15 protein-coding genes are annotated in these 13,072 nt (G+C 72.0%); 8 read left to right on the top strand and 7 right to left on the bottom strand.

The annotated features are described in order from the left end of the window. Positions 1-11: 11 nt before the first annotated feature. The 6 genes from Ari01nite_RS07990 (at position 12) to Ari01nite_RS07965 (ending at position 4,785) form a co-directional block, all read left to right on the top strand. Positions 12-1,088: an NAD-dependent epimerase/dehydratase family protein gene (locus Ari01nite_RS07990; RefSeq protein ID WP_203780464.1), complete on the top strand. Its 1,077-nt coding sequence runs from the start codon at positions 12-14 to the stop codon at positions 1,086-1,088. Between the two features lie 508 nt (positions 1,089-1,596). Next, complete coding sequence (locus Ari01nite_RS07985; RefSeq protein ID WP_203780463.1) at positions 1,597-2,028, top strand: helix-turn-helix domain-containing protein; 432 nt, start codon at positions 1,597-1,599, stop codon at positions 2,026-2,028. Positions 2,029-2,087: 59 nt separating this feature from the next. Further along, the gene (locus tag Ari01nite_RS07980) at positions 2,088-2,585 is read left to right on the top strand and encodes a hypothetical protein (protein WP_203780462.1); all 498 of its coding nucleotides are present in this window, start codon (positions 2,088-2,090) and stop codon (positions 2,583-2,585) included. After that, positions 2,582-3,772 carry an MAB_1171c family putative transporter gene (locus Ari01nite_RS07975; protein WP_203780461.1) on the top strand — a complete coding sequence of 397 codons (1,191 nt, stop codon included), beginning with the start codon at positions 2,582-2,584 and terminating at the stop codon, positions 3,770-3,772. Before Ari01nite_RS07980 ends, Ari01nite_RS07975 begins: the two co-directional genes overlap by 4 nt. 18 nt (positions 3,773-3,790) lie before the next feature. Then, entirely contained in the window at positions 3,791-3,997 is a 207-nt protein-coding gene (locus tag Ari01nite_RS07970) for a hypothetical protein (protein WP_203780460.1), read from the top strand. 32 nt (positions 3,998-4,029) lie between these two features. Continuing rightward, the gene (locus Ari01nite_RS07965) at positions 4,030-4,785 is read left to right on the top strand and encodes an SAM-dependent methyltransferase (protein WP_438872154.1); all 756 of its coding nucleotides are present in this window, start codon (positions 4,030-4,032) and stop codon (positions 4,783-4,785) included. A 48-nt stretch (positions 4,786-4,833) separates the two neighbouring features. Here the strand turns inward: Ari01nite_RS07965 and Ari01nite_RS51670 are convergent, their stop codons facing one another. The 4 genes from Ari01nite_RS51670 to Ari01nite_RS07945 all read right to left on the bottom strand — a co-directional run bounded on the left by Ari01nite_RS51670 (position 4,834) and on the right by Ari01nite_RS07945 (position 8,293). Then, positions 4,834-6,213, bottom strand: coding sequence for a serine hydrolase (locus Ari01nite_RS51670; RefSeq protein ID WP_438872152.1), 1,380 nt, complete (start codon positions 6,211-6,213; stop codon positions 4,834-4,836). Positions 6,214-6,590: 377 nt separating this feature from the next. After that, a complete protein-coding gene (locus Ari01nite_RS07955) occupies positions 6,591-7,382 on the bottom strand; it encodes a WXG100 family type VII secretion target (protein WP_203780458.1) in 792 nt (263 codons plus the stop codon). Then, a complete protein-coding gene (locus tag Ari01nite_RS07950; RefSeq protein WP_203780457.1) occupies positions 7,379-7,687 on the bottom strand; it encodes a hypothetical protein in 309 nt (102 codons plus the stop codon). Before Ari01nite_RS07950 ends, Ari01nite_RS07955 begins: the two co-directional genes overlap by 4 nt. A gap of 33 nt (positions 7,688-7,720) precedes the next feature. Further along, positions 7,721-8,293 (bottom strand): hypothetical protein, encoded by a 573-nt coding sequence (locus Ari01nite_RS07945; RefSeq protein ID WP_203780456.1) that lies wholly within the window; start codon positions 8,291-8,293, stop codon positions 7,721-7,723. Between the two features lie 72 nt (positions 8,294-8,365). Here Ari01nite_RS07945 and Ari01nite_RS07940 point away from each other — a divergent pair, with 72 nt between their 5' ends. Continuing rightward, positions 8,366-8,764 carry a YbaB/EbfC family nucleoid-associated protein gene (locus tag Ari01nite_RS07940; protein ID WP_203780455.1) on the top strand — a complete coding sequence of 133 codons (399 nt, stop codon included), beginning with the start codon at positions 8,366-8,368 and terminating at the stop codon, positions 8,762-8,764. A 422-nt stretch (positions 8,765-9,186) separates the two neighbouring features. Here Ari01nite_RS07940 and Ari01nite_RS07935 read toward each other — a convergent pair whose 3' ends face one another. Further along, complete coding sequence (locus tag Ari01nite_RS07935) at positions 9,187-10,365, bottom strand: MFS transporter (RefSeq protein WP_203780454.1); 1,179 nt, start codon at positions 10,363-10,365, stop codon at positions 9,187-9,189. Between the two features lie 67 nt (positions 10,366-10,432). Further along, positions 10,433-11,728 carry a cytochrome P450 gene (locus Ari01nite_RS07930; protein WP_203780453.1) on the bottom strand — a complete coding sequence of 432 codons (1,296 nt, stop codon included), beginning with the start codon at positions 11,726-11,728 and terminating at the stop codon, positions 10,433-10,435. Positions 11,729-11,820: 92 nt separating this feature from the next. Between Ari01nite_RS07930 and Ari01nite_RS07925 the strand changes: the two genes are divergently transcribed. Then, positions 11,821-12,411 carry a TetR/AcrR family transcriptional regulator gene (locus Ari01nite_RS07925; RefSeq protein WP_203780452.1) on the top strand — a complete coding sequence of 197 codons (591 nt, stop codon included), beginning with the start codon at positions 11,821-11,823 and terminating at the stop codon, positions 12,409-12,411. Here Ari01nite_RS07925 and Ari01nite_RS07920 read toward each other — a convergent pair. Next, positions 12,359-12,856 carry a GNAT family N-acetyltransferase gene (locus Ari01nite_RS07920; protein WP_203780451.1) on the bottom strand — a complete coding sequence of 166 codons (498 nt, stop codon included), beginning with the start codon at positions 12,854-12,856 and terminating at the stop codon, positions 12,359-12,361. The genes Ari01nite_RS07925 and Ari01nite_RS07920 overlap by 53 nt on opposite strands. Between the last annotated feature and the right edge of the window lie 216 nt (positions 12,857-13,072).

The following is a 13,072-nucleotide window of genomic DNA, read 5'->3' as shown; positions in this document are numbered from 1 at the left end:
ACGCCATCGCCATGCGAGTGGTGATCGTCGGGGCCAGCGGCAACGCCGGCACAGCCCTGCTGCGTCGTCTGCACCAGGACGCCGACACCGAGATCGTCGGTGTGGCGCGCCGCCTGCCCGAGCACACCGGCGTCTACCGCGACGTCGACTGGCACGCGGTGGACGTCGGCGCCGACCAGGCCGCCGACCGGTTGGCCCCACTGTTCCGGGGTGCCGACGCGGTGGTCAACCTGGCCTGGCAGATCCAGCCCAGCCACGACCGCCGCCGCCTGTTCCGCACCAATGTGCTGGGTGGCCGCGAGGTGGTCCGCGCGGTGCTGCGCTCCGGGGTACCGACGCTGGTGCAGGCCTCGTCGGTAGGCACCTACGCGCGCGGACCCAAGGATGCGTACGTGCGGGAGAACTGGCCGCACACCGGCGTGCCGGAGTCCTCGTACAGCCGCCACAAGGCCCTGGTGGAACGCATGCTCGACGACGTCGAGTCGGTCCACCCCACGCTGCGGACAGTCCGCGTCCGCCCCGGCCTGATCTTCCAGCGCACCGCCGGCACCGAGATCGCCCGCTACTTCGCCGGCCCGCTGCTGCCCGCCCGCCTGCTGCGCTACCAGCGGATCCCGGTCATCCCGTCGCACCCCCGCCTGCGCCTGCAGGGCGTGCACGCCGACGACGTGGCCGAGGCCTACGCCCGCATCCTGCGCGCCGACCTGCGCGGCGGCGTCAACCTGGCCGCCGGCCCCGTGCTCGACCCGCACGTGGCGGCCGCGACCTTCCGCGGCACGCCGGTCCCGGTCCCGCGCCTGGCCCTGACCGGCGGCGCGGCCTTGAGCTGGGCCTTGCGCCTGCAGCCGGTGGACGCCGGCTGGGTGCACCTGGCCCTGGCCGCCCCACTGATGTCCACCGACCGGGCCCGCACCGAGCTGGGTTGGCGCCCGCAGCGAACCGCGGTGGCCGCCCTCCGCGACCTGACCACCGGGATGGCCGAACGGGCCCACGCCCCCAGCCCACCCCTCTCCGGCGACCCCGCCCTGCCGGGCCGCCTGGGCGGCTTGGCCCACGGCCGCCTCCCAGGAACCGGCGATCCCTACTAAGCCCTACCCCGCCCCGACGGCACGGGCTCCCTGCGGCGGTTCAGGTCGGCGGCCCCCGCCGACGACCGCCCTTCCCCCGCACCAGGATCCGCCAACCGTGACAGCCACCCGACGACCTTGACGCCCACGCCACCGGCTGCTGGGCCGGGAAGCAGTGTCGCGCCGCGGGCCCGTTTGCGGAAGCGAGCCGACCGCCCGCCGACTCGGCGACTCGTGATCCGCCATCTCGGACTCGGCGACTCCGACCCAGCGACGCGGCAGCTCGGGACTCGGGACTTGGCGACTCGGCGGCCGGGACTCAGGACTCGGGGCGGGGCTGGGCTGGGCGGGTCCGGGCTGGCTGGGCGAGCGGGCAGCTATGCGCTCCAGTCGTGGTTTGTCATGTTGGCTCCGTCCCCGTTGGTCTACTGTGGTTGCCGTACTGACAATTTTCTTCCATGTCAGTTGAGATGTGGGCGCCACGAGCCTATGCCTTCATGTCAACTGGTGTGGAGATGAGGACGGAAGCATGGCCGCCACCGCGCCAGCCGCCCTGGCCGCTAAGATCAATCATCTGTTTGACACGATTCGGCGGGCCGACGGGAGCCGGTACAGCAACGACGAGGTGGCGGCGGCCATGGGCGGGGACGGGCCGTCGATTTCGGGCAGCTATCTCTGGCTGCTGCGCCGCGGTGAGCGGGACAACCCCACCAAGAAGCACCTTGAGGCGCTGGCCCAGTTCTTCGACGTGTCGCCGGCGTATTTCTTCGACGAGGCCGAGTCCAGCGCCATCGCCGGCGAACTCGCGCTGCTCCGCGCGCTGGCCGACGCGGGGGTGCAGCGCGTCGCCACCCGGCTGGGCGGGCTGTCGGCCGCCAGCCTGCGCGACATCGCCAACGTCATCGAACGCTTCCGGGCCAGCGAAGGGCTGGACGCCCGCTACGCCAAGGACGACGGCTGACATCCACGTGAGTTGACAGGCGCAATAGGCTGAGCCCGACCGTCCACACGGGAGGGGCGATGACAGCCTGGTCGGTGCGCCGGCGCTGCCGGGCGATAATCCGGACGCTGGACATTCCGGTGCCGTTCGACGTGCGGGTTTTCTGTGCACGGCTGGCTACTACGCGGGGGCGGGCGATCGAGCTGCGGGCCATGCCGATGCCGCCGGACAGCCCGTCGGGGCTGTGGGTGTCGACCGGCGACCGCGACTACATCCTCTACGAGCGGGACACCACCGCACTGCACCAGGAACACATCGTCATGCACGAACTGGGCCACCTGCTCAGCGACCACGCCGCGGCCACCGACATGCTGCTGCCGCACCTCGATCCGAAACTGGTCGGGCGGGTGCTGCACCGCACCACCTACTCCGTCGACGACGAGCGGATGGCCGAGATGATCGCCTCGATGATCCTGGAGCAGGCGCACCGCTGGAAGCCGGTCTCCGAATGGGAGGCGCCGCCGGAAAGCGCCGCGATCCGGCACCGGGTCGCCCGGACGATCGAGCCGCCGCGGTGAGGACCGTCATGTTCGCGGCGATGACCGTCGCGTACGGGATCTGCCTGGTCATCAAGGGCCGTGACCTGCGGCGCGACCCGGGCAATCCGTTTCTGCGCTGGCTGTGCACCATGGTCGGATTCTCCGGTCTCGCCTCGCTGGCCGGCATCCCGGCGATCCTGACCGCGCTGGAGACGTCGACTGGGGTGGCCGCCGTCTGGGTGCTCGCGCCGGTCACCGTGGGCAGCGCCGCCACCGTGGTCACGCTTCAGCTGTGGGCGCGCCCGCGGGCTCGGCTCCGGCTTTCCCTGATCCCGTACGCCGCGGCGGCCGCGGCCATCGTGGCGCTCACGGTGTCGGCGCGTGGCGCGACCACACCGGCCGCCGTCGCCGCCGCGCAGCAGATGCCGGAGACGCTGTGGGCCACCGTTCCGGGGGTCCGCGCGGCCTTCCTGATCTACTGCGGGGCCATCGGATTCGCGTACGTGGACGCCGCGATCCGCCTGACCCGGACCGCCCGGGTGCTCGACCGCCGCTGGTTGCGCCGGGCCATGCGGACGCTCGCCACCGCGGCCACGCTGCTGCTGGTCTACACGGTGGCGATGGCCGGCTACTTCCTGAGCCCCCGGCCGGCGCTGGCCGACCTGGGCTTGGCCGAACTGGGCTTGGCCGAACTGGGCCTGGCGGCCGCCGGGCTGGGCGCCGTCACCTGCGCGACCGGGGTCGGCCTGCCGGTGCTCGGCCCGCGCTGGGACCGGATGCGCGCCTACCGCCGGCTGCGGCACCTGTGGCAGGCGCTCGGCCGCGCGGTGCCGGACGTGGTCCTCGATCCGCCGCGGCTGCCCTGGCTGGACGCCTGGAACCCGTGGCGGGCCGACTTCCGCCTGTACCGCCGGGTCATCGAGATCCGGGACGGTGTGCTGGCACTGCGGCCGCACCTCGACCCCGCGGTGGCCGACGCCGCGCGCCGCCTGGCCCGGGAAGCCGGTCAGGCACCCGACGAGCAGGCCGCCACTGCGGCCGCGGCCCAGCTGCGGGCGGCTCTGACCCGCTTGGAAGGCAGCGCACCCGCCGTGCACGGCGAGCCGCCGCCCATTGATCTCACCCCGGCCGGGCCGGGCCTGGACGCCGAGCTGCGGGTGCTGGTCCCGCTCGCCCGCGCGTTCGCGTCCTCGCCCATCGTCCGGCACGCGGCGGCGCCGGGCTGAGGGCCCGGCGCCGCCGCGGTGACGCCCCAGCTGACCGGCAACGTCCCGGTCGGCACCACCAAACCGGACTTCCTCGCCGACGCGGCCGGCACGACCACCGAGGCCCGGTTCCGGTCCACCGACCCGGCCACCGCCGAGGGTGCCCGCCGCCCGGACGGCACCCTGCCGGCCACCACCTTCCTCACCGGCTTGTCCGGAAAAGGCGCTATTATGCGCGCACCTTGACCCTCCGAGATGGACGGTGCCCGTTGAGCGACGTGCCGCACACCGCACGGATCTGGAACTACTGGCTGGGCGGCAAGGACCACTACGCCGCCGACCGGGCCGTCGGCGACCAGGTGCAGCAGTTCCTGCCGGACATCGTGGCGTCCGCCCGGGCCGACCGCGCGTTCCTCAAACGGGCCGTGACCCACCTGGTGCTGGACTGCGGCATCCGCCAGTTCCTGGACGTCGGCACCGGCCTGCCCACTGCCGACAACACGCACGAGGTGGCGCAGACCCTCGACCCGGAGTGCCGCATCGTCTACTGCGACAACGACCCGTTGGTGCTGGCCCACGCCCGGGCGCTGCTGACCAGCACCCCTTCGGGCGCCACGGCCTACATCGACGCCGACGCCCGGGACACCGGCCGGATCCTGGCGGCGGCCGCGGAGACCCTCGACCTCACCCGGCCGGTCGCGGTGATGCTGCTCGGCATCCTCAACTTCGTCGGTGACGACGACCAGGCCGGCGCGATCGTCCGGGACCTGGTGGCCGCGGTGCCGTCCGGCAGCTATCTGGCGGTGGCGCACCCGACCACCGAGATCAAGCCGGCGGAGTCGGCCGCCGCGGCCGCACAGTGGAACAAGACCGCGACCCCGCCGATCACGTTGCGCCGCAAGGCCGATCTGGAACGCTGGTTCGAGGGTCTCGACCTGCTCGACCCGGGCGTGGTGACCTGCACGAAATGGCGCCCGGCCGCCGGGGACCAGGCCGACGTCTACCAGGTCTGCGGCCTGGCCCGGAAACCGTAGTGCGGGCGGTCCGTGAGGCTCTGTCGGTGCCGGTGGCATCGGATGGACTTACGCGTGGGTGAACGCGGTCGCCACCAGGTTGTCGAAGAGTTCGTCCAGGTCACCGGTGCCCCCTGGGGTGGCCGCGACGGTGAGTTCGCGGCTGCCGTCTTCGGTGGTCCAGCAGGAGGTCTGGTAGCCGAAGATGTCGCCTTCGTGTCCCCATAATCTGGTGCCGTTGGCCAGTTGCCTGGTTTGCAGGCCGAGGCCGTAGTCGTAGCTGCGGCCGGTAGGCCGGGCGGTGCGCATCAGGGCGCGTTGGGCCGGGCGCAGCAGCGGTCCGGTAAGCAGGGCGCGGTAGAAGCGGTTGAGATCTGTCGTGGTGCTGATGAGCTCGCCGGAGGCGCCGGCGACGGTGGGATTGAGCACGGTGATGTCGACGGGTTCGGGTGCGCCGTCGTGTTCGCGCGGGAGGTAGCCGTGCGGGTGGGGTCTGGTGAGGTTCGCGTTGGTGCCGGGCAGTTCGGTGTTGCGCAGGCCGAGCGGGCGCAGGATGCGGCGTTCGATCTCTGTCGCGTACGGCCGCCCGGTGGCTTTCTGGACGATGAGCGCGAGCAGTATGTAGTTGGTGTTGGCGTAGGCCCATGAGGTGCCGGGCTCGAACAGCAGCGGCTGGCCGTCGGTGAACGCGAGCAGTTCGGCCGGGGTCCAGGTGTCCTCCAGTTCGAGCAACGTCGCGGTCGGCAACAGTTCGGGCAGCAGCCGGGGCAGCACGCCGGAGGTGTCGCGCACGATCAACGTGCTCTGCCGGGCGGTGCACTCGGTGTGGATGACCTCCACACCCGTCGGCAGCTTCTCGATGAGATCCGGCCGGCCGACCAGCCGGTAGTGGGCCGCCAGCACGTCGTCGACGTCGCCGGCGAGCTGCACCTGGGATGCGGTCAGCACGACCAGGTGATCGCAGACCCGTTGCAGGTCGCCGAGCAGGTGCGAGGACAGGATGACCGTGGCTTCCAGTTCCGCCACGGAATCCATCAGGTTCTGCAGGAAGGCGCGCCGCGCCAAGGGATCGAGCGCGGCCACCGGCTCGTCGAAGATCAGCAGCTGGGGACGCCTGGCCGCGGCGACGGTCAGGGCGAGCTGGGCGCGCTGCCCGCCGGAGAGACGCCCGGCCTTCTGCGCCGGGTCGAGGCCGAGCTGCGCGATGCGCCGCTGCGCCAGCCCGGCATCCCAGTCCGCGTTCAGTTTGGCGCCGAGCCGAAGATGCTCGGCGACGGTCAGGCCCGCGTAAACCGGGGTGTCCTGCGCGACGAAGCCGACCTTGGACAACTGCGCGGCGTTCGCCGCCGGGCGGGCGCCGAGGACCTCGATGACGCCCGAGGTCGGCCGGATCGTGCCGACGATCAGATTGAGCAGGGTGGACTTGCCCGCCCCGTTGGGCCCGACCAAGCCGACAACCCGACCGGCCGGGACGCTCAGCGTCACATCGGCGAGGCGGGGTGGCCACCGCGGTAGCGTTTGCTCAACCCCTCGGTGCGCAGCGCCGGGATCATCGGGCGACCTCGATGGCCTTCCGGAACGTGGTCATGAACAGGGCCCCGATGCTGTCCGCGTCCATGATCTCTGACCTGTCAAGGACGCACTGAAGCCGCGCGGGCCCTGGCCTCACCGCCAGTTGTCGCGTTTTTGTGAGGTTTTCGCACTTGCCTGGCCGCCCCGGACACCGACAACCAGATCGGCATCCGGTTGCTCGACCGGGTCGTCGCGCACACCCCGGCGAACCCGAGAGCGGCCCGTTCACCCTCGGCCCTGCCCGCCCGCAAGCCTTAAAAGACCTGCGGCAGGTTCCAGGTCTGGTCGGCGCCGGTGGTCTTGTCGATCGTGGGGCCGAGGGTGGGCTCCACGATCGTCTTTTTGATCACCCAGTTGGTGGCGAGCAGCTGCCCGCCGGACTGGGTCGCGAAGCGGGCGCCGGCCCAGTTGCGGACGCCGACGCTGCGGATGCCGGTGAGCTTGTACGCCTTGGCGAAGTCGCTCATCTTCTTGAGGAAGACGGCGACCTTGCGCAGCAGCGTGGCCAGCTTCATGCCGACAGTCGCGGCCCTCGTGCCGGCCACCGCGGCCTCGATGCCACCCGCCGCGGCACCGGCCGCCAAAGACGCGCCGAGGGTGATCCAGGACGACGCGAGCGCCACGATGATGGTGACGATCAGCCAGGCGATCAGCTCGCGGACGATCTGCTCGACCAGGTCCTGCGCCTGGGCGGCGGCCTCGGCCGAGCCGTCGAGCAGTTCGGCGGTCACCCGGAAGTGTTCGGCGATCTCGTCGAAGGACTGGTTGACCTCGGTGAGTTCCTGGTTGAACGCGTTAGCCGCGTCGCCCTCCCAGTAGGACAGCAGGTCCTTGCGGGCGGCCAGCTCGGCCTCGGCGTGCTTTACCACCTGGTCGGCCGCGGTGCGCCAGGCCTGCGCCTTGGCCCGCAGCTGGTCGGGGTCGCCGGTGGTCTCGTCGAGCGGGTTGGACAGGAAGCTCACGATCGGCTTGATGACCGAATAGGCCTCGCCGGCCGGCCCGAGCCACTCTTCGATGCGGTCGGCGCCGCTGGGTGCCCGGGTCACTTGCCACCGACCTGGGTGGCGGCGGACTGGTCGGACGCCTCGTAGTCCTCGCGCATCTCGCGGAACGCCTGGGCGAGATCGAGGAACGCGTCGTTGCCGGCCTGCAGAACCTCGAGGCCGACCGTGCACCGCTCCTCGTAGACCTTGGCGCACTCCCGCGAGTCGGACAGCAGGCCGAAGCTGTCCTCGGTGACGTCCGCGTCGATCAGCAACCGCCGGGTCTCCCCGAAACTCGCGCTGAGATCCTCCATCGCCGCCGCATAGCGGGACATCGAATCCAGATAGACCGATACCGGTTGTGACACCGCGTCTCCCTCCCCCGTGGTCCCGCCGCGCTCTCACGCGCGTGGCGGGCCGATCGCGTCGATCACCGCCGGGGCCAGGCTCGGCGGGCTGCACACCAGCATGCAGCCGGACCCGTCCTGGAATCCGGCCAGCAGCCGGCCGCGGCGCAGGGCACCTGCCGGGGCCGCGACGGCACCCAGGATAGCGACCTTGTCCACCTCGTACCGTCCCGTGGCGACCTGGTCCGAAGGTCCGAACCACCGCCCGAAGAACGACGACGACTGCGGCACCACGTCGAGCTCCACGATCAGCAGCCGCCGGTCGGTGACGGCCACCTTGGGCGCGGTGAGCTTGCCGATCGCCTCGTGCAGCAGCCGCCCCTGCGATCCCGGCCCGCCGATCACGGCCCGGCCGAAGACGGCCTGCTGCGCCGCGTTGCCCGGATGTCCGGCGAGTCCGATCAGGATCGTGGGGTCGAGCAGATTGACCAGTTCATCGCGGACCGAGACATCCTCGACAATGCCCGGATCCTGCACCAGCGGCGCCGCGGCGAGCAGCCGCTCGCCGCCGGCCAGCAGCACACTGATCGCCGGGGCAACCACCCGGGTGTAATCCTTCACCGCCATCGCAACAGCATCGCATCCGTTCGATAGGCTCGGCGCCCTACCCGCCGCCGCCTTTGCTGAGGAGCTCACCCCGTGACCGAGATCCGCAACCTCACCGATCTCGCCGAATACGCCCAGGACCAGATCGAGCGCATCACCCGCATGCAGCAGGAGATGGCCGACTACGTGGGCGAGGGCACCTCCCCCGAGCGCCTGGTGAAGGCCCGCACCGGCCCCGGCGGCCAGCTGGTCGACCTGCACCTGGACCCCGACGTCCTCCGCTTGCACCCGCAGGAGGCAGCCGCCGAGATCGCGGCCGCAATCACGGCCGCCCAGCGCGACTACGCCGACCGCACCAACGCCATCATGGAGCCGGTGCTGGCCGCCCGCCCCAGCGAACACAACAGCGACGACATAGACGCCGGCATCCGCCGCCTAGACGCCCTGACCGAAAACCTGGAACGCCTGATGTCCCGCCACGAAATGCGCTGACCCCCACCCCCCCCCCGCCCCACGCCACCACCAGCCGCATTTCCGCAGCCCGCAGCCCCGCAGCTCCGTCACCCTGCCCCGCCACCCCGTCACCGCCGCCGCACCACCGCCGCCGCCGCACCGCCGCCGCCGCACCACCGCCGCCGCGTCACCGTCACCGCCGCCGCGTCACCGCCGCCGCCCCACCACCGGCCGCTGCGAGCGGCACCTGGGTCGATTCGACAGGATCCGCCCCATTCGCGCCGCCAACCCGATTGCTGTGACCGGACCCGTCGCCGACGCGCGCCCCATCGCCCGCCAGGCCCGGTCCGGGCCCGCCCCGACACCACCCTCGATCTTGCAGAGTTGCTGCTCGACCGGTTCGACCGGCGTGTACTGCCCGCGGCTGGAGCCTTGGCGGCGGTCCCACCGGGACGAGGACGCTAGTCGGTGCTGCCCTGGGGGACGGGCACGCGGGTGCGGGACCTGGCCGTGTCGAGCGCCAGGCAGACGGCGGCCGCCAGCACGAAGAGGCCGCCCGCCAGCGCCAGGGCGCGCGCTCCCAGGGCCGGCAGCACCGCCCCGCCGATCAGGGCGCCGGCCGCTATGCCGGCGTTGAACACGGTGCTGCCCAGGGCCGAGGCCAGGTCCGTGTTGCCCGGTGCCAGGCGGAGGATCCCGTGTTGCAGGCCCGTTGCGTACGCGGCATAGCCGAGACCGACGCCACCCAGCAGGACCATCGCGGCCGGGCGCAGGGCGCCGAGGGCGGCCAGCGCCAGCAGCGAGCCGGCGCCGATCAGCAGGGGCGCCACCAGGGAGGCTACGGGGTAGCGGTCCAGCGTCCGGGAGACCGCGAAGGTGCCGATGATGCCCGCGGCGCCGGAGATGAACAGCAGCGGGGCCAGGGATCGCTCGCTGAAGCCGGTCACGTCGAGCAGGAACGGGGTCACGTACGTGGTGAAGGTCAGGTAGCCGGTGACGCCCAGGGCGGTGACGATCATCAGCATGGTGAAGCGGGTGCGGTCGGGGGCGGTGGCGCGGGCGGCTCCGCCGGCGGACGGTGGGTAGGACGGCAGCAGCGCGGCCACGACGGCGGCCGACAGCAGGCCGACCGCGGTCATCACGGCGAACGCGGCCCGCCAGCCGGCCTGCTGGCCGAGCCAGGTGCCGATCGGGACGCCCAGCACGGGCGCCAGTGCCGGGCCGGTGGCGAACAGGGCCAGCGCGCGGCCGCGTACGGCTGCCGGAAAGAGACCGCCCACGGCGGGGGTGACCACCGACCAGAACAGTGCCTGGGTGAGCGCGGTGATCAGCCGGGCGCCGGCCAGCATCTGGTAGGACTGCGCGGCGGCCGCCACCGCGTTGGCCAGCGCGAAGACGACCAGCGTGACGCTCAGCAGGCGGCGCCGCGGTACGTGCTTGGTGAGCATGGTGAGCGGGATCGAGGCCAGCACGACCACGATCGCGTAGCCGCCGACCAGCAGGCCTATCTCGGAGCGGGACCGGTCGAGGTCGGGGGCCATCACGGTGAGCAGGCCGATCGGCAGCAGCTCGGTGGTGACGAAGGCGAAGGCCGCGATCGACAGCACGGTGACGGCCGCCAGGGCCCGGCGCTTCTCCACGGCTACCGCGGCCCGATCCCCGTTTTCACACCGCTAACCCTCGCACACGATCAATGCGAACTCATCCTCATCCGACCCGGCGGTGCACCACCGCCATACCGCCCTTCCCCGGCGCCAGGGTGATGCCGCGGTTGTGCAGCCGCTCGGCCGGTTCGGTCGTCGGTTCCAGGGTGAAATCGCGCAGGATGGTACGCAGCACCACGTTCATCTCCAGGGTGGCGAACGCGGCCCCGATGCAGCGCCGCACCCCGCCGCCGAACGGTATCCAGGCGGCGGCGTCGGCCCGCGCGCCCAGGAACCGGTCCGGGTCGAACACCTGCGGCCGGGGGAACAGCTCCGGGTCGTCGTGGAGCAGCGAGATGGCCGCCGTGATCACGGTGCCGCGCGGCACGGTCCAGCGGCCGAGTTGCAGCGACTCGGCGCGCACCTGCCGGGCGGTCAGCTCGACGACCGGGCGGACCCGCTGGACCTCGATCAGGGTCGCCTCGCGCAGTTCGGAGCCGCCCGCGTCGACCTCGGCGACCAGGCGCTTCAGCAGGTCGGGGTGCCGGCGCAGCCGCTCGACGGCCCAGGCCAGGGTGGTCGCGGTGGTCTCGTGCCCGGCGGTCAGCAGGGTGAGCAGCTGGTCGGCGATCTCGCTGCGGGTCATCGCGGATCCGTCGTCGTACCGGGACTGCAGCAGCATCGCGAGCACGTCGTCGCGTTCGCTCAGATCGGGGTCGGCCAGGGCCTGGTCGATCAGCCGGTCCACGATCGCGTCGTAGCGCCGCCGGTGCCGGTCGAAGCGCGCGCCCAGCCCGTACCCCCGCATGTTTTTGCGAAGCACCGGCATCACCGCGACCACCGAGCCCAGCCGCACCATCGACGGCAGCATCGTGCGCAGCTCGTCGAACTCGGCGCCCTCCGCGCCGAACACCGCCCGCAGGATGATGTTGAGCGTGATGCGCATGGTCGACGGCATCACCGGGAAGGGTTTTCCTTCCGGCCAGGCGGATATCTCACGCACCGTCTCGCGTTCCATGAGGGCCTCGTACGCCCGCAGCCGGCGCCCGTGGAACGGCGGGGTGAGCAATTTGCGCTGCGCCCGGTGCTGATCGTCGGTGATCGCGAACAGCGACCCCGGCCCCAGCACGGATCCCAGGTTCGCGTCCGGGGTGTCCGCGATCTCCATGGGCGTCTGGAACAGCTGCCGGATCTCGGCGGGGTCGGCCAGCATCACCATCCGCCCCAGGTTGAGCGTGTCGAGCGTGAACGCCGACCCGTACCGCCGGCGCATCCGGTGCATGGTCCGGTTGCGCGCCACCACGAAGGAAATCGCCTGCACCAGCCGTGGTCCGGTAGGTCCGTCCGGCAACACCACCACCGCACACCTCCTTGGTACGCCAACGTACCGCTTCACGGTACGACTGCGTACCAGCACCGCACAAGCGACTGTCCGGTATTAGCGTGTGTCCCGTGACGACCACCGAAGTGCCCACCGGCTTCCGCCAGCGCCTCCTCGAGGGCATGGCCGCCTCGATCCGCGAGCGCGGCTACCCGGAAACCACGGTGGCCGACATCGTCCGAGCTGCAAGAACATCAAGGCGTACGTTCTACGCCCATTTCGCCGACCGCCAGGAGTGCCTGGCCGCGTTGCTGTACGAGACCAACCAGCGAACGATCGCCCGGATAGTCGCCGCGGTCGACCCGGCCGCCGGGTGGGAGACGCAGGTGCGGCAGGCCATCGAGGGCTGGATCTCGGCGGCCCAGGCCGACCCGCCGATCACCCTGGCCTGGATCCGCGACGTGCCGGCCCTGGGCGAGGCGAGGGCACGACGCTTCCAACGCGAGACGATGGCCGGTTTCGTCACCCTGATCCAGACCCTGACCGACACCCCACAGCTACGAGCGGCCGGCGTGCGCCCGCCGTCCCCGCAGACCGCGACGATCCTGCTGGGCGGCCTGCGCGAACTGATCGCCACCACGGTCGAAGACGGCGATGACGTGGCCGCCATCATCGACCCGGCCGCCGAGGCGACGCGCTTGTTGCTGGGCCCCCGCGGGTGATCTCCAGCGCCGGGGCGAAGTGGATGCGGGAGCGGACGGCGGTGAAGCCTGCCGCTTCCAGGTTCGCGATGGTCGCGGTTCGGGTGGCGTCGGTGTCGGCCACCACTTCGAGGGCGCCGGCGGCGGCCAGCCTGGTCAGCGCGTCGGCCAGCAGGACGGGCCGGGCGGCCGGGTCGAGCACGCCGAGGTAGGCGATCATCGGATAGCAGGCGTCGCCGGTCGCCGCGGCCAGGCCCACCGGGTCACCGCCGGACACTGCCACCCGCCAGTCGGAGGTCGGACCGGTCAGCCAGTCGAGCGGGTTCCGCGCGAGATCCACGCCGCGGACCAACTGAGCGATCTCCGCGCCGGTGAGCAGATCCGGACCGGTCAGGTTCTCGCCCGCACCCGCCGCCGCACCCGCCGCCGCACCCGCCGCTGTTGCACCCGTTGCCGCACCCGCCACCGCTCCCGCCGCTGTTGCACCCGTTGCCGCACCCGCCGTCGCAGCACTCGCCGTCGCAGCCGTTGCCGCACCCGATGTCGGGAACAAATCCGAAATATCCCGCGATGCGGAGGCGGTCGGGAGGGCGGAGGCGGTCGGGAGGGCGGAGGCGGTCGGGAGGGCGGAGGCGGTCGGGAGAGTGGCGGCAGTCGGGAGAGTGGCGGCAGTCGGGAGAGT

This window comes from Paractinoplanes rishiriensis, from assembly GCF_016862375.1.
Classification (GTDB): Bacteria; Actinomycetota; Actinomycetes; order Mycobacteriales; family Micromonosporaceae; genus Actinoplanes; species Actinoplanes rishiriensis.
The sequence above is the reverse complement of the archived record's forward strand: the minus strand, read 5'-3'. Positions and strand labels throughout refer to the sequence as shown.